This is a genomic window from Terriglobus roseus DSM 18391 (assembly GCF_000265425.1).
In the GTDB taxonomy this organism is placed as follows: domain Bacteria; phylum Acidobacteriota; class Terriglobia; order Terriglobales; family Acidobacteriaceae; genus Terriglobus; species Terriglobus roseus.
Window position 1 is genome coordinate 3749362 of the sequence record NC_018014.1, and the last position, 19027, is coordinate 3768388.

General features: G+C 54.7%; 16 protein-coding genes. 4 read left to right on the forward strand and 12 right to left on the reverse strand.

The window, feature by feature from the left end; genetic code table 11:
- Window positions 1-28 precede the first annotated feature (28 nt).
- The 11 genes from TERRO_RS15230 to TERRO_RS15280 all read right to left on the reverse strand — a co-directional run bounded on the left by TERRO_RS15230 (window position 29) and on the right by TERRO_RS15280 (window position 12601).
- On the reverse strand, window positions 29-1912 hold the full coding sequence (locus tag TERRO_RS15230) for a hypothetical protein (RefSeq protein WP_014786590.1): 1884 nt from the start codon (window positions 1910-1912) through the stop codon (window positions 29-31).
- Entirely contained in the window at window positions 1913-3025 is a 1113-nt protein-coding gene (locus TERRO_RS15235) for a phosphoribosyltransferase-like protein (protein ID WP_014786591.1), read from the reverse strand.
- Window positions 3022-4680, reverse strand: a complete 1659-nt coding sequence (locus TERRO_RS15240) for a hypothetical protein (RefSeq protein WP_157178389.1) — start codon at window positions 4678-4680, stop codon at window positions 3022-3024. The genes TERRO_RS15235 and TERRO_RS15240 overlap by 4 nt, the downstream gene beginning before the upstream one ends.
- Before the next feature lie 891 nt (window positions 4681-5571).
- Entirely contained in the window at window positions 5572-5862 is a 291-nt protein-coding gene (locus tag TERRO_RS23235; RefSeq protein ID WP_342612451.1) for a tyrosine-type recombinase/integrase, read from the reverse strand.
- 1110 nt (window positions 5863-6972) lie between these two features.
- Window positions 6973-7377 carry a DUF6334 family protein gene (locus TERRO_RS15255; RefSeq protein ID WP_014784704.1) on the reverse strand — a complete coding sequence of 135 codons (405 nt, stop codon included), beginning with the start codon at window positions 7375-7377 and terminating at the stop codon, window positions 6973-6975.
- A gap of 77 nt (window positions 7378-7454) precedes the next feature.
- Window positions 7455-7931, reverse strand: coding sequence for a hypothetical protein (locus TERRO_RS23240; RefSeq protein ID WP_157178390.1), 477 nt, complete (start codon window positions 7929-7931; stop codon window positions 7455-7457).
- A gap of 240 nt (window positions 7932-8171) precedes the next feature.
- On the reverse strand, window positions 8172-9743 hold the full coding sequence (locus tag TERRO_RS22785) for an ISL3 family transposase (protein ID WP_014786594.1): 1572 nt from the start codon (window positions 9741-9743) through the stop codon (window positions 8172-8174).
- A gap of 592 nt (window positions 9744-10335) precedes the next feature.
- Window positions 10336-11280 carry an ImmA/IrrE family metallo-endopeptidase gene (locus tag TERRO_RS15265; protein ID WP_041592637.1) on the reverse strand — a complete coding sequence of 315 codons (945 nt, stop codon included), beginning with the start codon at window positions 11278-11280 and terminating at the stop codon, window positions 10336-10338.
- A gap of 9 nt (window positions 11281-11289) precedes the next feature.
- Window positions 11290-11778 (reverse strand): helix-turn-helix domain-containing protein, encoded by a 489-nt coding sequence (locus TERRO_RS15270; RefSeq protein WP_014786596.1) that lies wholly within the window; start codon window positions 11776-11778, stop codon window positions 11290-11292.
- Between the two features lie 8 nt (window positions 11779-11786).
- A complete protein-coding gene (locus tag TERRO_RS15275; protein ID WP_014786597.1) occupies window positions 11787-12398 on the reverse strand; it encodes a hypothetical protein in 612 nt (203 codons plus the stop codon).
- Window positions 12395-12601, reverse strand: coding sequence for a transcriptional regulator (locus TERRO_RS15280; RefSeq protein WP_014786598.1), 207 nt, complete (start codon window positions 12599-12601; stop codon window positions 12395-12397). The genes TERRO_RS15275 and TERRO_RS15280 overlap by 4 nt, the downstream gene beginning before the upstream one ends.
- A gap of 103 nt (window positions 12602-12704) precedes the next feature.
- On the opposite strand from TERRO_RS15280, the gene TERRO_RS15285 reads away from it, so the two are divergent.
- From TERRO_RS15285 to TERRO_RS15300, 4 genes are read left to right on the forward strand one after another with little or no spacing between them, the layout of a single operon-like run.
- Window positions 12705-13670: a CBASS oligonucleotide cyclase gene (locus tag TERRO_RS15285; RefSeq protein ID WP_014786599.1), complete on the forward strand. Its 966-nt coding sequence runs from the start codon at window positions 12705-12707 to the stop codon at window positions 13668-13670.
- Window positions 13671-13682: 12 nt separating this feature from the next.
- Window positions 13683-14201: an HORMA-1 domain-containing protein gene (locus tag TERRO_RS15290; RefSeq protein ID WP_014786600.1), complete on the forward strand. Its 519-nt coding sequence runs from the start codon at window positions 13683-13685 to the stop codon at window positions 14199-14201.
- 2 nt (window positions 14202-14203) lie between these two features.
- Window positions 14204-15139: an AAA family ATPase gene (locus tag TERRO_RS15295; RefSeq protein ID WP_014786601.1), complete on the forward strand. Its 936-nt coding sequence runs from the start codon at window positions 14204-14206 to the stop codon at window positions 15137-15139.
- Window positions 15136-16671, forward strand: a complete 1536-nt coding sequence (locus TERRO_RS15300) for an SAVED domain-containing protein (RefSeq protein WP_014786602.1) — start codon at window positions 15136-15138, stop codon at window positions 16669-16671. The genes TERRO_RS15295 and TERRO_RS15300 overlap by 4 nt, the downstream gene beginning before the upstream one ends.
- 603 nt (window positions 16672-17274) lie before the next feature.
- On the opposite strand, the gene TERRO_RS15305 is transcribed toward TERRO_RS15300, so the two are convergent.
- On the reverse strand, window positions 17275-18960 hold the full coding sequence (locus tag TERRO_RS15305; RefSeq protein WP_014786604.1) for a hypothetical protein: 1686 nt from the start codon (window positions 18958-18960) through the stop codon (window positions 17275-17277).
- Window positions 18961-19027 lie beyond the last annotated feature (67 nt).

The window sequence follows — 19027 nt, forward strand, 5'->3', positions numbered from 1 at the left end:
CATCTCGCCCAGCGGGGTGAGGGATAGCTCATGCGAGCCCATCCGAAAACTCAGTGATTGTGCTCTTTATAAACCCACCCCGTTTGAGGGTCAATCCGTAGCTCAGACAAGGGATACCACCCAATTCGATCAGGCACCAGACTTTCCCTTGGCAATCGTAGTTAGGGACGAGTGAAAAGGCGTTATAGGCCATCCCGTACTTCAGCACATTCGAAAGATCTGGATAAGATTTCGTGATCTGATCAAACTCCTCTTGCAAGATCCCAAAAGCGTTGGCGCCGCTCCCAATCCATGCTGTCGGGCGTAACGACTCCAACACGCATCGTGAACCAATCAGTTCGACCAAAGTTCGTACCTGCTGGTAATACGGGAAGCTCCACGACTTCATATATTCCGAAGCACGTTCACGTAGAAGACTCGTTTGTTGCTCACAGCTCAAAGTGGCGCTCTGGTTGCGAATGAGACGAGTTGCAATGGAGTCCACTAGGATCGCCGACAATCTCAGGAACTGCTCCGCGTTCTCAGAGCTTGCGTCGCAGAGATCATTGAATCCGAAGAAGAACGCTCGTCCAAAAGAATGCAGAAGATAGAGGCGCGCCGCTTCCTCCAGCCCTGAGTCCACCTTCAGAGGTCGGTTCGGTTCCGGATCTTCTTCCCCAAAAAGCATTTTCTGGTCGACACGGTGCGCATACCGATTGAGCAGGATCAGCATCAGGGAGAGTTGTTCGTCCGCTGGCAGATTTGGATCGTAGTCCTGGATCAAACGGAGAATCGCTTCGTATCGTTCACCGGAGACATGCAGCCGTTTCGCCTCAGACTGTGTTCGGCTCCGCAGCGCGTCGAGCTTGGATGGCGTGAGCCTTGCTGGGCGATCCGATAGCAGGCTCGAGAAGTCGTCGAGTTTGCGAGTTGCAAACATTGGCATCTGCCTCATGTAGCGATTTGCCATGTCTTTGGCCATCCGCCGAAAAAACGACTTTTGATCCCGCCGTTCACTCTGCAAATTTATGGAGACTACTTCCCTTGAGATAGTGACACCAGGAAGTTCGCTTGAACTCGATTCCTGATGAGCGATCGCGAATGCCTCTTCCGGCCTCAATGCATCCAGCCGGGTTAGCAGCCATCGTCCGACCTTCAGTTCTCTCCTTATTAGCCACCGCTGCAGGAAGGCGAGCTGCAGTGGATGAAGAGTGTTGGCATCGTCACAGATAAGCAGTGGCTGCAGGTGGAATATTCCTTCTGAGTCAAAGTCCACCTCGATATGTGTAAGCGTTTCAAAAGGCCGGTAGTAGTCAGCGTCGATAGACTTAAGTTCTTCTTGAGGCGGAGGAACGAGGGCTCCAATGACCCTGAGTAAAGCCTCTTCGATACGTGCGGCGTTGATAGCCAGCGCTTCGAAGGTGTCGCCGCCCGCAGTCGAGCGCGCCCCCGGAGAGGAAAAATCTTCCGTCAGACGAACCTTGTTAAGGGATACTCCCAATCTGTCTAATTGCCGTTTCCATGCGAGGACAGTGCGGCTTTGGATCAGGGTCGTGAGAAGCGCATTGCGTGTATCTTCGGAATACGGCAGCTCCCAGATCTCTCGATAATCTGACTCCAGTGGAATTCTTGCTGCCAGCAGGACCGGCCGGCCGTTTCGGATCGCCCCACACTCGTTCAACACAGAGTAGATAGGCTTATGTGCCTCTTCGTGTCGTAAGACGGTGCTCACGACGTTCGTTTCAAAGATCCGGGCGATGGTTGTCTTGCCGCTGCCCGGAGTGCCACGTACGATAACGAGTTGGTTGTATAGGCTTTGCTCGGCTCCATACCGGGCCAAATGAACGCGAATCGGTTCTGGGGTGACGACCGCAAGGAACGCTTCGTCATCTCGGAGATACTCGGTAGCGCGGCGTTCGAAAGGATTGAACATTTATGAGTGCCTCTGTCTACGCCGGAATAGTGGTCGCATAGCAGGAGCGGGAGACTCTTTATCTGTCGCATCACACTCTGCCCATAGGAGCGCGACAGAGTTATTTGGGGTGTTATGTTCAAGAACGAGTGGGAGACCGCAACCTCCGTAACCATTGGCGATATTCTCTGCACCGCCAACATCGGTGTGCTTCGTTTGGATCGACGAATTGTAATGATTCTGCATGAGCCGCCAAAATTCGGCATGCGTGGAGGGGGAGATACTTAGGTCATCACCGAGGATCGTGCCGAAGGAGAAATTGATTGCTGGAAGCCAGGAGTTTCCATCCTCGCTTGATCGCCTTTTCTGCTCCGACTGCAACATGTGACGCTGGGCCTGTTCGGTAGCAAGGTAGTGATGAATGTGTAAACGCCATTCGCTCGTGAAGTGAGTATCGAGCTTATCCTTGATGTTCTTCCACAGCTTCTCAAGTCGCCCCTTCCACTGGTCTTTGTCGAATCGAATCAGTGTGCTTCCTGTTCCGGCAAAATCATCAATGAGAAACACCATTTGAAACTTTGCTTCGGGGTCGTCCAAGTCGTCGCGTAGATCTTTTAGCACTTGCTGCCATTTCTCATCGCTAATTTCCAGCGCCAACAAGACCTGTTCATTGGAGATGACGCCAGCATTTGCACGCCGGAACGCGTCGATCCTCGCCCCATCGCTCAATCCGATGAACAAGGACGAGCGCAATAAGCGTGCGTAGGCTCTAGCTGACTGGGAATCTGCCCACACAGCATATGGCTTAATTCCAAGATCGATTGCTGCGGCCGCACGCAAGGCAGGCTGAAAGCGCTCGGGGAAACAGAGTTCAACAAGATGATTGATCTCAGAAGGTGTCAGATAGATCAAATTGGCGTGCACGAACTGATAGGCCGCTGCCCGATCTTCCAGCGCAAACTGCTGAAGCCATTCAGCGAGCTTCTCGATGAAGCGAGCGCCAGCGACAAAATCTCTGTAGCTATCGTACTTGTAGCGCGCGAGAATGCTGAGCCGAGAAAACTCTTCTCGCGCCCGGTCATCATCCCATCCAAGAATCTGGCTCAGCACTCTCAAACCTAGGTCTTGATTCATGAATGGCTGCTCAGTAAGCGCTCCCTGTCGATTCGGAATCCAGAAGAACTATGCCTCAACGAGGCAAGGTAATGCAACGTGGCCTGCGAGTTTCTCCAGCCTGTAGGGGAGATGTGCCAGCAGCGATCGGTCAAGCGAGACATCCTATGGCAACTGAGCGAACCTGGCTGCGAAAGCATTTCGAAGTCGTTTCCGGGCCACTCCCCGCTGTCCCCGATGCATAAAAACTGTGCGCCGCAGTCCGATTGCACAATGGGAGTTCGCTTCGAAGAAACAGGCAAGAGGACGTCCACCGAATGAGCAGACGTGAACACTCTCACCCCCACCACGGGATCGATGGACAAAATGTCGGATACCGTCCGCTGAATCGCATCGGGTGACAGATACGGGCTCGTCGAAATCGATAATTGGCTACGACGCATCTCGACACTGAGAGACTTGAGGGAAGGATGCGCCTCAATCCGAGCCCTAAGCTCATCGAGAATGCTGACTCTCATGAAACTATCATCCAAGACTCCGTCAAATGCTAACGGGCGCAGTTCGGAACCGTTGTAATACGCCACGCGTACATGGTCCCAGAAAAGTTTTGGCAGCGCTCTGCGTAGCGCGTCTCCTACAGATCGCCCCCGACCAGTGATGACGGTGATTGGGGTGCCTCGTTCGATGACCGATACGAGTGCCTCCCGAATTGGTGCAGCAATTCCCACAAATCGATCACGTTGATCACAAATTGTGCCATCGTAATCCAGCGCCAGCCCGCTGTATTCCATGCTCTCAATCGCATCTAGGAAAGCCGATAGATGAGACATCCAAGCCTCGAAGCTTCCATTCCGCCGGAGAGCTGAAATCGAGGCACCGGCTTTCCGTGTGATAGCGACCTCCGGTATTGAATGGCCGGGATTGCGCGAACTCCAAGCGTTGAGTCGATATAGCCGGCTTCCGTAAGGTGGGACGCCCGGTCTTCCTGGGTCAATTCCACGCAACTGCCCATACACCGCGATAAGGCGGATGACGGCGTACATCGCAATCAGTGCGCCAAGTGGACCGACTTCTTCGACGGCGAGCCTGACTACGGGTACTTCATCCGGCAGGAGGCGGAGAGTTCTTGACGCTAGGCGAGAGTCTCCCCCTACCTCGATGGAGATGACGACGGTTTCTTCCAGATGTTTGTCGATCCAATTGTGGCGCCCGTGTGCGAAATTCCGATAGTCCGCAAGCTGAACGCTGGCGATGCCCACCTCGCTGAACTTCGACTCAAGATCGGTGGCGGCAGGCTGACCGTATTCACCGAAAAGGACAATCGCGTGGCGCCTCCGCCCTATCTTCCTCACTGCGCCTTCCAGCCCACTTAACTGACGAGCGACTCCTGGGCTCTTCAGACGCTCCGACACGGATTCACTTAAAACTCCAAAGGCCCGTTCGTAGGCGCGCATCATTACGATCGATTGGGCAAGGATCGAGTTTGTCGCAACGAATCCCTCACCTTTGATTGGCCCCTCAAAACCGAAATAGTCGGTGTACCAGTACTCCTCAGCTCGGGTTGCCAAGGGGGAAATCGAGGCGCTACTTATGACGGTTAAGGCTTCTGGCTCCTTTGACACTATTCTTGCAAAGCATCCCAGAATGTCGGGGTTTGCGCCGCTCGCAGTGAACATTTGGACCGCCTGGCCTTGCAAGTCCCAATCTGCGACCAAGAGAGGCGTAATATCGAGGGCCGAATTACCTGTGTACCGCCGGTGGAGGAGTGCAGACAAGCAAGCTACGCTCTTCGAGCCGCCTGAGCCGACAGCAATTAATGGATGATGTGCCGTCTGACCGATGGACTCCGACAGAGACGTCACGTCCACGTTATCCGCCCATTCGGCTGTTGCAACCAGCCCATCCAAGTCAGTTTGATAGGGTCTTCCCACTTTTTCTCCAGTATGTCCATTTTGGCATATTCGCCTCCTCTTCGCCCCCCACAAAGTCCGCAGGGTTCCGCCTCAACCAACTCCACACCTCAAGATGAGCTTCGCGCTCCCGAAGGCCGGGAGATAGATCCGCCCTCGGATGTTCCCCTGTCTCTGAAGTAGCATTCACCCGCTCCCTCTTGCGTTGAGAAGTCTTGCCAAAGCTGGCTAGTCACGAGGTAGAAGATCGTCGCTGTTCTTACAGCAGTCGAACGAGCTCATGCGGCCCTCCCTGATCGAACTCCTTGCTCCAGCCGCGAGACTACGAAGAGTACCCGTTTCTTTTAGAGCACCCTCTGTTTCTCTTACCCGGGCCGGAGCGCACAACCGAGCGAGCTCCAGGCAGCACGTAGTGATACTGCAAATCCAAGCATGCGGATCGCGAGGCTAGAAGTCGTCGCGATTCTTCCCTCCGGAAATGATCACTAGGCCACAGAGCAAAGGCGATAGCCATCTTCGAAAGCTTTCTGCACCTCTTAACGGTTCATTGGCGCGGCTGAGTGGGCGAGGCACCGCAATGTGGTCACACACCTCAAACCTGAGATTCGCGGCCTCTCGCCCGAAATAGCGTCGCGGCAGCTCACGAATGAATCGTGATCACAACCCCAAACTGTCATTGACCGCAATAGCAATATCCTGCTCTGATCCAAGGTAGCGCTCCGTCGTCTGTATCGACGAATGCCTTAACAAAAACTTGATCTGCTCCAGGTCGCCACCGGCCTTGCGACAAAGCTTCGCGCAGGTACGCCGAAGATCATGAGCACCAGAGCGCTCGATGCCGATCTCCTTCGCGGTTTCCGTACCACGGACCAGTGTCGTTTTGCTAATTATTTGGCGCACTTCTGTGCTGATTATCTGGCACACGTGTGGGGCGGATAATGAAGCCACCCCCGGTGCAAACCACGCTAGATAAACAACTTGGCGTATTGTGCGGCGGGATCGGGTCTACGGCCTAACGGCATTGAGGCCCTGGAAGGATGCCAAAGTGCCAAATAGCGCGACAAAAGTGTGCCACTTAATGCGCAAAGCTACACCTTTTGCCATACCGGATCACGGGCATACTCAGGGCTGTACGGCGTGTCTGCAAGGGAGGGATTGCTTGTCGTTGAGCTGTTTGATCCAGCGCGAGCATCTGGGGATTGCTGTTCTTCCGGAGTTTTGACTTCCAGCTACAGGTGGGCAAACGGAGCTTTCGACTGGTAGGTCCCGTCAAGAGTCAAGCTTTATCGCCACAGAAGGAAGATTCCGACAGGTGAGGAGCAGGGATGAGTTGGTCGCTTCGCGCAAAACGGCGTTTTCGGCAACTCCCGACGCTTCTGTTTCCGAAAACCCGACTTTTGAGGACAGGGCAAAACGGCGTTAAGATGGCTCCGTGCTCCTCAGATTGAGTTCACGTGAGCTCCCAGATGGGCTTGAGTATCGCGTGCAGCATTGTTTCTCGAAGAAACACCTTTGGCTTCGGGGCTTAGCATGGCTGGGCGCGTTCGGGTGCCTGATTCCATTCATCCCAAAATCGCCACTCATCGTTGTACTGATGATGGCGTTCGTTGCTGTCGGCTCCTACGGCGACCTCTCGGGAACAAGCCGAGGTACAGACGTTACGCTTACCGTGACAGCACGGGACGTGATCAGTGCTGGTTTTACGAGAGACGAGTATTTTCCGATCAATCGTTGGAGACTTCAGGCCCCGGATCTTGCGTGGAGAGAAAGAAAGTCTGAAGGTAAGAACGGCCCCATATTCCCGCAAGGCGTCTATTGTGGGAGCGACTGCGTCTTGCCTCTAGTGTCGATGGAGCAGGGCCAGAACATCATCGAGGCAATATACACGCGCTTTCCTGATACCTCTTGCGACTCAAGCTGCGACGAAAAGTTGAGGACGTCCTCAATCACCACCTTGGGCCTGTCGGAACATTGATTCGCACCCATTCCGGAGAAACGGTGTTTGCGAAACCACCCCGGCCCAGGCGCCCTGTTTCCGAAAACCCGACTTTCGAGGAGCTAAGCCCCCTTGTGACTACCAATAGGTTCAGCTGCGCCAATCCGATGTATTTTGATTGAAGATGCCATCACTTCTAACATCACTTGCGGAGTGATTCCGTCGAAACCTAGTAGCACCACATCACGATAGCCCTGTTGATTTGTGGCGACCCAGCTCCAGCCGAACGGCTGACCCACGAAACCTTGCCAGAGATCAGATGAACTAAGGTCCACACACTCATCCGCTTTTAGCGTTGCGCCTGCATTCACGCTGATCGTGTCATCTTCCTCATTCACTTGGATCAGCAAGGTACCCTTTTCGAAGACAAGCCAAATAGCTTCCGGCTCGTCTTGCCCACTGCGCCAAAGAACCTTGGAAAGCCGTTGACCTTCGATGGAGTGAAAGGCGTCTAGATAAGCTTGCATAGCTCATCTTCCCATGCGAGCGTGTCATTTCGAGCAAAACGGTGTTTTGGGAAACTGCTGCAACCGCCTCTTCCCTACTAGCCGTTTGTTCCGCCGAGAAGCTTCTGGCGCATCACAGCTTCCAGGTTCTCCGTGGAAAGCAACTGACTTTGAGGCTGGGTTGCGACAGCTTTGGTCGAGGATTCTGGTGCCATGTAAACCACCACTCCACTTGAGCGAGGTGCAGCAAGCGCTCGTGGTTCAGGAACAAATGCCTTGATCGTGCGACGGTATTCCCGTTTTTGCTTTGGGGGCAATACCGTCACAGTTGCTCTGGGGATGCTTGCGAGCCCGCCGCTTGTTGTCGGTACCAGAGGGAGGCTTCGAAGGGTAGCGGTCTCCATCGGCTTTGCGGCTTGCCGCCGCACTGAAGCGATCTTTTTTGCACATCGCTTCTTTGAGTCGGTGCGAGGAGTGACTGACGACGGCTCAACTGTACCTGCAAGGATCTTTCGTACCTGGAGTAGCTTGTTGAGCTCCGCGTCGATCTCGCGGAGGATTGCTGAATATTGCATAGCTCAAGCATAAAGACTTTAGCTCCTTAGCACCCGTGGGCCGCGGTCACTAGTCTTGTGCCTTACAACCCCAGACTGTCATTCACCGCGATGGCAATGTCCTGTTCAGACCCGAGGTAGCGTTCCGTCGTCTGAATCGACGAATGCCCCAACAGTGTAGTTTGAGAAATTATCTGGGTTCTGGATCACTTTTGGTGAAGCTCGAAGCAGCTGCTGCAGTTGTCTCTCAGCAGCTGCCGACTAGGCCGCGTGAAGGACGCGTTCGCGGAGCAGATGGAAGCCAGCACGGCCGTACATCTGGCGCTTCAAGAGCTTCAGTCTGTGGACCTGACCTTCCACCATTCCGTTGCTCCAAGGCAGCCGCAGAGCCGCAAGCAACGCATCTTTGTCGCGCTCCAGGCGCTTGGCGAACGAGGCCAGCGGAGATCGCCTCGCAGCTTCTATCCACTCGGTCCATCTTCCTGCGTCCCGATTACGGAGCAAGTCGAACAGCGACTTAGCAACGTTCGCGATGGACGCAAGCTCCGGTGAGGATTCAGCGAGGACTGTCAGGTATTTGCTTCTCGACTGATCAACCTTCAACATTAGCCAAGCGACTTGTTTCGGCGAGAGCGGATGGCTTCTCTTCAACATCGTTGAACGACGACGATTTTGCGAGCGGCCGAAGTGCAGTCGTAACCAGTTCCATACGGTCTGCAGTTGCCCTTCGAACCCTTGCTCGCGGATCTCCCGCCATAGCTGCGAGACATTCGTACAGCCTTCGTCCACGCGCCTCGTTAGATAAGCTGTAAACCCATCGACTGAGCTTGGGAAGTCGCGACGCTTACGTTCCGGGAAGGCACCGCAGGCAGTCCAACGCTGGAGGGTGCGAGGGCTTACGCCGAGTCTTCGCGACGCTTCGGATTGACTCACGCCGCTATCCATGAGAGCTTTCGCTTCCTGGTAGAGCTGCAGCCTACTTTCTCGCCTCTGTTGTTTGCGCTCTGCCGCGAGCGTCGGCTTTCCAATCGGCGACATGGCAGGTGAGGCGGACGACAACCTATCGCTCACCGCCCTCATTGCTGGACGATAGCGGTCCAGTGAGCGAGTCAGCACTTCGAAGAGGTTGTTTAAAAGGTGCCAGCGGTCTGCGACTTGAACTGCTCCAGGTGCTCCGCGGCGGATTGCATCCGCGAAGGAACTAGCACGATCTCGGCTGACGACCTCGATTGTTGGATGTTTGGTCAGCCATGCCGCCACAGCCGCAGTATCGCGCGTCGGCAGCAAGTCGACTACTGTGCCGCGTTCAAGGTCGCAAAGGATGGTTCCGTAGCGATGTCCCTTTTTCCATGCCCACTCGTCGATTCCGAGAACACGTGGTGCAGCTGAAGGTGGCTTGGACTGCCGTCGTAGTTGTCGCAGGAGTGTCGCGCCACTGATGAGCAACCCAAGCTTCCGCGCGAGGCGTGAACCGGCTCTTCCTCCTAGCGCGAGCGCCAGCCATCGTAGTGATTCGCTCGACCTTGAGCTCCTACGCGCGTAGCGGTCGACGGTGCCAGGCAGCTGTTCGGTAAAGATCTTGCGCTTGCATCGTTCCTTCACACAGAAGAACTTTCTCGTCCGGAGCAGGATGCGGACCGGCAGACCCTGCCACGGCAGATCGAGTACTTGACGCCTGTACCTGCTGTGAACTCGGCCGGAGGCCATGCCACAGCACGGACATACAGAACCGGCCTGACAGGTCCTCAGCTCCACCTGCACTATTCCGACCTGTTGCCGTAAGCAGACGAGCTTTACTTCCGTGCTGTTGGGGACCAACTCTCCTCTTCGCATATGGAAGGTCTACACCCGACTGCGGAGCATCACCAAATGTGAGCCAGAACCATTATCTGTCGTAGATTTTGAGGTGATATTTGTCGTAAGAACCCCAACTCTCAATGCCGGGGCAATCGCTCACGACCCACCTAACTCTTTGTAGTGAAGGCACTTGGGATTCGATGAAGTGCAATCTAGGACGCTCCCACGCACCAGCCCTACGACAAATATCGGCACAAAATCTACGACAACGAAACACTCACGCTACATTTCTAACTATTTGACCTACTTCTGATCGAATTAATTGGCACACTCCCATTCAGTCTACGATCTGCCGAAGTCGGCGAATCTTAATGAAATCAATCAGATATCTCTCAGAACGCGCTCCACCAGTGGGATTCCCGATCGCATGTGTGCCAAATAAACAGATCAGAAGTGTGCCACATAAAGTGACAAACGACAGTGGAGACCGCCAGAGAGAACCTCGTTATCGTCAGGCGTAAAGCTCGACGCTGGCTAATCCTCATGTCTGCGAATAATTCGATCAGAAGTAGGCCACATAATGAGAAAAGCGACACATCCACTCAAAAGCAATTAAGAGCAAATGCACTCACGCCACTTTATAACCGTTCCCCGTAGAAACGGAGGTTGCGCTTTCTTGCCACACACCTAAGCTCAGTGCTTGATAGCGGTTGAAGAAGGTCTCGCAGCGAAACGTGTGAGGAACGTTGTTTGCGTCTGCAACAACGACCTCAGCCTTGCCAATGTATCCACCTTGTTGCGCTCCACAGTAACCGCTAACGATCTGAAATAGCTCTACGGCGGATCTGGGACCGAATCGTTCCCGGAACGCCGGAGATCGTATGTAATAGCGACAAGGATTAAGTGGGTCAAAGTCCTTTTCTCTGCGAAATGCGTGCGGATGACCAGAGACGAGGGCAAACATCGGCCGACCTGGATGCGCTTCTTCTACATATCGCCACAACGTTGAGGTCGCTGTATTCCCATATGACTTCGCAAGGGATCGCACACGACCCAAATCAGCTGGTGAGCTGCTAGCCTCTTCTTGGAACCGCGATCCCGCGAACAGTAGCCTTCCGGCCACGTAATTAGCTTCCGCTTCCATCTGCTCATGACACATCGGAAGAAGAGTCTGCTTATTGTCCCCGAGCATCATTCCTTCGTGCCACGGGATGATGCTATGCCCAATCTCGTGAGCTTCGTTCCATCGATGTTTGAGCAGAGGCTCCTCTTGATCGAGAAGAATGCGCCGCTGGTCGGGAAGGTACAATGCCTTCAGGCTGAACTTCAAAATTGCGGTCTTTAGCAGACCTGGCCTTGTCAAAATTTGTTGACCTGCAACCTTGAGCCTGCTCACCGTCTCGGCGATCGCTCCATCGTTGGTTGATGAGTAATAGTGCCGATCAAGCTTTAACAACTCGCGCAAGAGCCGCAAGTCCAAAGGTGGTTCGGCACTGCCGAGACCACGGAGGAGCTTCTCCGCTTGCGCGTTAAGATCAGCGATCGTCTTCGGGCGCAACTCTGGATTAAGCACATTCGAAGTTTATGCTCTAGAAGCGATCACCGACACAAATTCATCGAGCGCACGTTGCTCCACCTCGCTAAGCTGCGCAATCGACTGAGATCGAGCTGCAAAGCGGAGCGTGTCTCTCTGGAGCGCGGGATCACGCTCTCTCGACAGCCCCGCCACTTGCAAAAGTCTTGCTTGCGGTAGCTCAAACACTTGGGCAAGCTGATATACCGCCCTTGGTTCAGGCAGAGCCGTGTGATCATCTTCGATCACCACCACGTCCGCTAGGTCAAGATCAGCCTCGCAGGCAAGCCTTTCAACAGTCCAACCTCTACTTCTACGCATCAGCTCGACCAATTTCCCAAAGGCAAAGAGAGAGTCAGGCTTTCCTTCTTGCGAGCTTGCAGACTGCAGGTCAGATGGTGTGAACGGCGGCGCTTCCCTTTCAGGCCCTGCATGAATGGTGTATCCAGCTTCTCTTCCTGCCCGTGCTTTCCACCAGCCCTCGGTTCGTTGCGTCATAAGTGTCCTCACGATATGAATTTGGCTGCTTGTTGCACGGTCATTTCGAAATACCGGAGATCGTCATAGTTCTTATCGGGTCCAAGATCGGTCATGCCGCATACATCTCGGTAGTAGCTCTCCGCTTGTGGCAAGGAATGCAGCGCCGTCCTGCCACCAAAACCTTCCGCTAAACTCAGGTCGACGGCAGCAGTCATGAGTGCTGTCCCAACGCCCCGAAAACGCTGGTCAGCGCAAGCGCCGCGGTTCCAAGGTGCCACTTCTAAGTATTCGACGTAAACAAGGGGCTTGCCGACCTGAACGGCCATCCTGCCCGTGTGGTTAAGCTCTACGCGCATCAACCCCTGCGTCTTGCCCTGTGCCATCACTGCGAACGACTGAAACGCAAGAAGGCCCTGGACACGACGGGTCTTTTGCTCCCAATCCCAGTGTTCTGTTTGCGGAAGGTTAGAGGGATCGGCACCGGCCGCGCGCATACCTCTCACCAAGCTCTGCATGGCCGGCAACCACTCGCATCGCCAATCATTGAGGTTCGCCTGCGTGATCCTGTCCAAGAGATCAGCTGGGACAGACAGCCCCGATCCAACGTCTTCCAGGACAATCGAACCTCCGATGCTCATAGCAGCATTAGCTCAGACTTCTCATGCGTTCCCTCAAGCATGAGCTTGTGACCCTGATCGACGCGCGCGTCGATCGTTTGATACAGACGAAGGGCCTGCCGCAGAACAGCGGTTTTGGACAGATCTTTCTTTACGCAGAGCTCTTCCAAGGCCGTCATTTCGGCCTCGGACAGATTCAGTGTCATGGTCCGTTTGTCGCTCATCAAATTATCCGCCAGACACAGAATACACAAGAGAGGCTATCTTTTCCACAGCCCTTATGTATGTGGTACAGTCTTTTTAGCTAGTTTTAGTGGAGGGTGCAAGATGTCACGAGAACACGTTACGCATCGGGATATTGTCCAGTTCGCTGAAGAGCGCGTGAACCTCAAGCGCGATGACGCTCTGGAACTACGGCGGCAGGCAAATCTGCTCCGCGACCGCCTTCAGACCTACCTTGCGGACCACCCTGACTTCGAACTCCGCAAGATGCTCTTGTCGGGAAGCCTCGCGAAGGGAACGGCCTTGAAGTCAGTCAGTGACATTGATGTAGCTTGTTATGTCTCCTCCGATACTGCCCCGCACAAGGTCTCCGACCTCATCGCATGGCTGGCTTCCCGGCTTGAGAAGGCCTTTCCGAACTTCAAACCGGAGCAGATTCAGCGAAAGACCTACTCCGTCGCGGTGAATTTCATCACCACTGGCAATGAGGTTGACATCGTTCCGATACTTTACAAGGGCGACCCGCAGTGGAAAGGCAGCCTGATCTCACAGGACACGGGCGAAGAACTCATGACAAGTGTTCCAATGCACCTGGAGTTTCTACGCAAGCGGAAGGACGCGAACAAGACCCACTTCGCCCAGGTAGTGCGGCTCATCAAATTCTGGGCCAAACTTCAAAAGCAGGCAGACGAAAACTTTCGGTTCAAGTCGTTTATGACCGAATTGATCGTTGCGCACCTTGCGGACAACGGTATGGCTCTCAACGACTACCCGACCGCGCTCAGCCGCTTCTTCAACTTCCTGGCGTGCGATGGCCTCAAGTCCACGATCACGTTTTCGGATTACTACAAGACAAGCGACTGTGAGGTGACGAGTGATCCCATCCGAATTTGGGACCCCGTCAATTGCCAGAACAATGTCGCCAAGCTCTACAAGGAATCCAACCGTGACCTTTTGATCGAAGCCGCTCTCGATGCTGGCGATGCCGTTGAGGCAGCGCTTCGCGCGACCACAAAAGGTGAAACCGTTCGTTACTGGCAAAAGGTCTTCGGGCCGACATTCTCAGCCTAGGGAGGCAGCAGTATGGGTAGCTATTCCGTCACCGCAACAGTCGCATTCACCATTACTCACGCCCGATACATCGCTTCGAAGGTGGCGACCGATCTGAAACGACTCCAGGGCCTGTATCTGACGTACGATCCTTCCGATTCGGAAATTGACAGCTACGAAGAAGAGCTCACTTATCTACTCAAGCATGACGCCGTAAGTTCCGTCGTTTACGGGTACAAGCGCAACGGCGCCTGGACCGCTGCCTGCGTGCGCTACACAGTCGCAGCAGACGGCTCGATGCAGACAGACGACGACCCCGGCAAGATCCGCCCCGGCCATGACATCGCAGGGGCTACCTTCACCTCGTTCTTGAGCTACAGCAGCTCATGGTGGCAGAAAAGCGAAGAAGAGCGCGAGCGCATCAAGAAGGGCTCGCCACTTACCCGCTCCAGCCAGTCCACGCCAGGTTTGGAACGTGGCTATTGGAGCGATGATCTCTCCTACTCCGCAGGTGGACGCGGCGTGGCCCGCAGCACGGTGAAAGGCAGCTAACCATGAAAACTTCGCTCGATGCTCTCTTTGACCGCCGCCTCAGCTACCCGGATATGGGCGCGGCAAAGCGCCTGAGTCAGCTGGTTGGTCTCGACCAGACTAAGGCCAGCTTGACCAAGACCCTCGGGATTCTTGTGAATACCTCGGGGCCGCAAGAATGGGCTAAGAAATTCCATGGACAAGCGGATGCCCTTCTCAGCTACGTAGCCCGACGTCCGCCACTGGTGATCTTTGCCGGGGATGTGGGCACAGGGAAGACAGAATTGGCCGAATCCATTGGCGACTCGGTCGCTCGACAGGAAGGAATCGACATCACACTGTTTCCGTTGAGTCTTGCAACACGCGGCTCAGGCCGCGTTGGAGAGATGACTCAACTGCTCTCCGAGGCGTTCGATGCGGTGGCAGATCATGCACGACAGCTTAAGGGGAGGGGCAAGAAGGCCCACGGTGCTGCCATCCTGTTCGTGGACGAAGGTGACGCCCTCACACAAAGCCGCGAGAATGCACAGATGCACCACGAAGATCGTGCCGGCGTAAATGCCTTCATCCGGGGCGTCGACCGTCTCGCCGAGGAGAATCTTCCTGCTGTCGTGATTTTGAGCACCAATCGCCTAAATTCAATTGATCCAGCAGTCCAGCGCCGCGCTGCAGACATCGTCACATTCCGACGCCCGAACGATGAGCAACGTGAGGCCGTGCTGCAAAAACCCCTTGAGGAGCTGGGATTCTCTCCAAAGGACATTCTTGAAGTCGTAAAGCACACCGGCCCGCGCAAGCCAGGCGAGGAAGGTTTCACTTTTTCTGACCTCACGCAGAGGCTCTTGCCCGCAATCTTTCTCGACGCCTACCCCAATCAAGCCGTCACCCATGCGCGGACATTGCAAATTGTCGCAGGGATTGCCCCCACGCCACCTTTCAGTCAAGGAGTGGCCCGATGACGCAAGCTGTATCGGTACGGCGTGAAGGTGACACATACCAGGCACGCGTCTTTTGGCAAAACGCGATTCAGATGCTCGATCCTCAATCGTCCATCCAGCGCGTCGGCTTCGAGTTTGGGCCGAAGAGCTTCGACGATGTCTGGGTGGAGCATGCAGGTGGGGCTACGCCGATCGATCATGAAGGCAAACCGCTTCTTCGTGACCATATTCAAAGCAAATGGCACGTCGGCCCTGGACAGTACGGTTTTCGCGACATCATTGACCCGGACTTCATCAATGCAACCTCCCTTTCCTTTTTGGAACGAGCGCGGGCTGCTCAGCTCTTACACGCGCCGGACGGGACTGGCAGCCGCTTTCGGCTCATCACAACCCACCGCATTGACTGCACTGACGCTCTTTGCGGCCTGATCCACGGGCGCGCGCACAACCTGCGACTCGACAAGATGTGGGAAGGAAAAACCGCCAAGAGCGCGACCGGAGAACTGCGGTCTGTCTGGGCGAAACATCTTGGCATCACCGACAAAGCTCTTCGTGTTCTCGCCCGCACCCTTGCATTCACAGAGACAACGGAATCGCTCGATGTCTTCCGGCAAAACCTGGCTGAAAGAATGGGCTGGCACGGGTTGAAGGTGATTCCGGCAAGCGAAAGCGCATTCATCTACGACGAAATCGTCTTCCGGTGGCTTGCGCAGGGACGGAACGTATTCTCCCGGGCTGACTTCTACGCGGCTTGCAAACACGAGGGCCTACTGGCATCGATCAAGCCGGCCCCAGTTGTCTTCGGCGTGAAATCCTTCGAACATGCGACAGACCCGCTTGAGCCACGGTGCGTAAAGACCCTCAACCTCCTACCGGATTTCTACGAGCGCCAAATCCGTCCGGAGTCTGATTGGACCTCCGTCATCTACCCAAAGCTCAAACACTTCTTGCTGGAAGCGGCAAAGGATCATGCCTCGCTTCGGCTCGCCCTTGATGCACATATCACTCTCGGGGTCGCTGCCGGAAGCATTCTGAACGTGAAGTCGGGGCGCACGATCGAGCTTGAGCAAAGAACAAACGGACGCCAAGTCTGGTCTCCGACCGACACAGAGCTGGACCCTTCCTGGGGCGTATGGCAAGCAGTCCAGGAAACGAAAGATCCAGGAGAATCCGATCTCGTTCTATCAGTCGGACTGTCGACCGATCCGTGGCCCATGGTAGACGCATATTTGAAGCGAGCGGAAATGACTTATATCCACAGGCTCTCGCTCACTCCCTCGACGGGGACAGGAGCCGCCAGCGTGCGCTCGGGCCGTCACGCGATCGCTCTGGCCGACGACCTCGTACATCGCGTCTCGCTTCTTCGCGCCAACGGCAGTTTCACAGGTCGTGTCCATCTCTTTATGGCTGTCCCAAATGGATTCTCTTTCTTTCTCGGACAACGCATAAGCCGACTTGGCAGACTGACAGTCTACGAATACGACTTTGAAGGTCTCAAATCGAACAGCTATGAGCCGTCACTCCACTTTCCAGTTCCAGCGATAGCACAGTAAGACAAATCACAGCCTTCCAGTGTAGTTTGAGGAATTATTCGTCGTAGATATTGAGGTCATACCTGTCGTAAGACTGCCGCGCCGGGCGGCTTATAGAAACCAGGCACCGCGTTCTAAACGCCTTTTTCAAGTACTTCATGTCCTGTCGTATGTGCGCAGACGATCTGTCCGTTCGGACTGACGACAAATAGCGGCACAAAAGCTACGACAAACAAATACTCACGCTACACACATGCCCGTCGCAGAAACATCGCTCGGAACCGGCTTGTGTGCCAAATAGCGCCCTAAAGAGTTCGCCACTTAATTAGCAAACAACAGGTATGAGATCGCGTTTACTTGAGCTTCTCTTTCGCTCTGCTGCTGCGATACGACGATGTTGCAGCTGCAAAAAGACGCCGACCTGTCGTCGGCGCCCTTAGTCTGATAATTTCTAGCGACTTCTCGAAGTGCGGCCGCGTTGAGTAGTCGGAGTCTGACGTTTCAGCTGGTCTGCGAGCTCTCGCGCATTACTCTCGAGCCGGTCAGTAAGATTTTTAGGCTGGCTCCCTGCTGCCTGCTTGGAGAGGTGGTTTAAGATCACCGCGTCACGTATTGAGATCGTTGTCATCTTTGTTTCCTCCTTTGGAACCATCCAAACCATCCATCAGATGAGCTATCCGGACGCTTTATTGGATGAAAACCAGACAGAACGGGATATCCACCCGATTTTCCATCTCCGCGACCGTCTGCGGTCCATTCCTCATGGTACTCCGCTGTGACATTTAGCACAATCGCCTCACTGCCGGAAGGACATGAAAGTTCTGTCGTTCCTGTTTTTGCATCCCTCCAGAGGGCAACGACGCCCGAGCGATCCTTTGATGGGTCGGATGCCCGCGACAGCTTGGACATCCCCAGATTCGTGAATGTCAGAACCGAAGATCCCGGATCATCGGCAAACCCGCTTGCGTAACGCCCAGGCCACCGATTACCGATCTGCGGTCCGTCGCACAGGAGGGCAATGATCAGATTGGGCCCCACCGCTCGGACGATATCCCCAACAGGATCTGGCCTTGCAAGGTCTTCACAGATCAGTACGGACATGGTGAGCCAGGACTGGAGCGCAACGAAGGTAATCTGACGATCACCCAATTCGATGTTTTCCCACCAGTTTGCAAGGGGGTGGAGATTGGCTCCCAACCCGTATTGCACGATTTGAGGCTTATCAAGTTTCCAGCGATGATGCTTCTTCTGAACAATTCTGACATGGACGGGGTCGCCAGACTTGTCGATGATGTCCGGATTCACGACTTCAAGCATCGCTTTGTTCTTGCCGGCCTTGACACCTGCCGCCTCTCCTACGCCAGCCACCACAAAAGTGTCTGGTGTTGCGAAGACACGAGCGATCTGGTCAAACTCTGCTTCGCTCATTGCGAGCTCAGGAAACACGATCCCCCCGATAGGGCCGACCTTTCGACGTGCCTCCGAGAGCAAAGACCTAACGTATTCGACGGTGGGACCGCGGCCAGGTTTGTATGTGAAGAGCCCGTACCCTCCTGGACCGACTTTTTCGTCTATCCTCTTCGTTTTTGTGGAGGCGAACTGAGATGGCTCCACAGCCATCGGCCACGGGATAAGCAACAAGTTGACACAATGAGTTGGCACAGACGGAGTCAAGTCGTACCAGTACGGCTGCATGTCTGATCCGGGACAATATCCCAAGTGATGGGACAGCGAGCGGATAGTTAAACCACTCTGGGGAGTGTGCATTTTGGGCAATACTCGAGCCCGACTAGGGTGGATTTCCTTACAAAGCGAGCCGCCCTCTTGACCGGTCATGCTCTTGACGAAGGTCCTATCGGCCTCTGCTTTGAATATCGTTCCATCGCCATCCTGGTGCCGGCGAGAGTTTATGCCAAGTCCGACTGAAGCCTCGTCCGCTAGAGCCAAGAGGTCCAGCAGTGCGCTTCTGCAGCGGCTTAATTCAGGCGTTCCAAGCCGATTCAGTTCCGCCTCCCGTTCCGAATAAATTTCTCCCCAAAGTCTGCCGATCTCGTTCGGAAGCGCTTCCCTTGTCTTTGCCTCGGTCCAAGCCTTCCCGAGACTCCTGAGCTTTTCTGCTCGGGCATCGCTGTCCTCTCCCAGCAGCATCTTTTCGTTATCTTCGAGAACACGTGAGTACGCGCCGGAGTTCTGCAAGATGGCTGCGCAGAGGCAAAACACATCCGGTGGCCAAAATGGCACCTGATTCTCCTTGGAGCTTCCGGGCAGCAGGTATTCCATTTTGCCGGCAATCGTTTCGGGATCAGCCATTGAGCTAGATTAAAGGTTCTACTTGTTTATCTGCGGAATGCATCGCGCCTTGCTGCAGTTTCTCTAT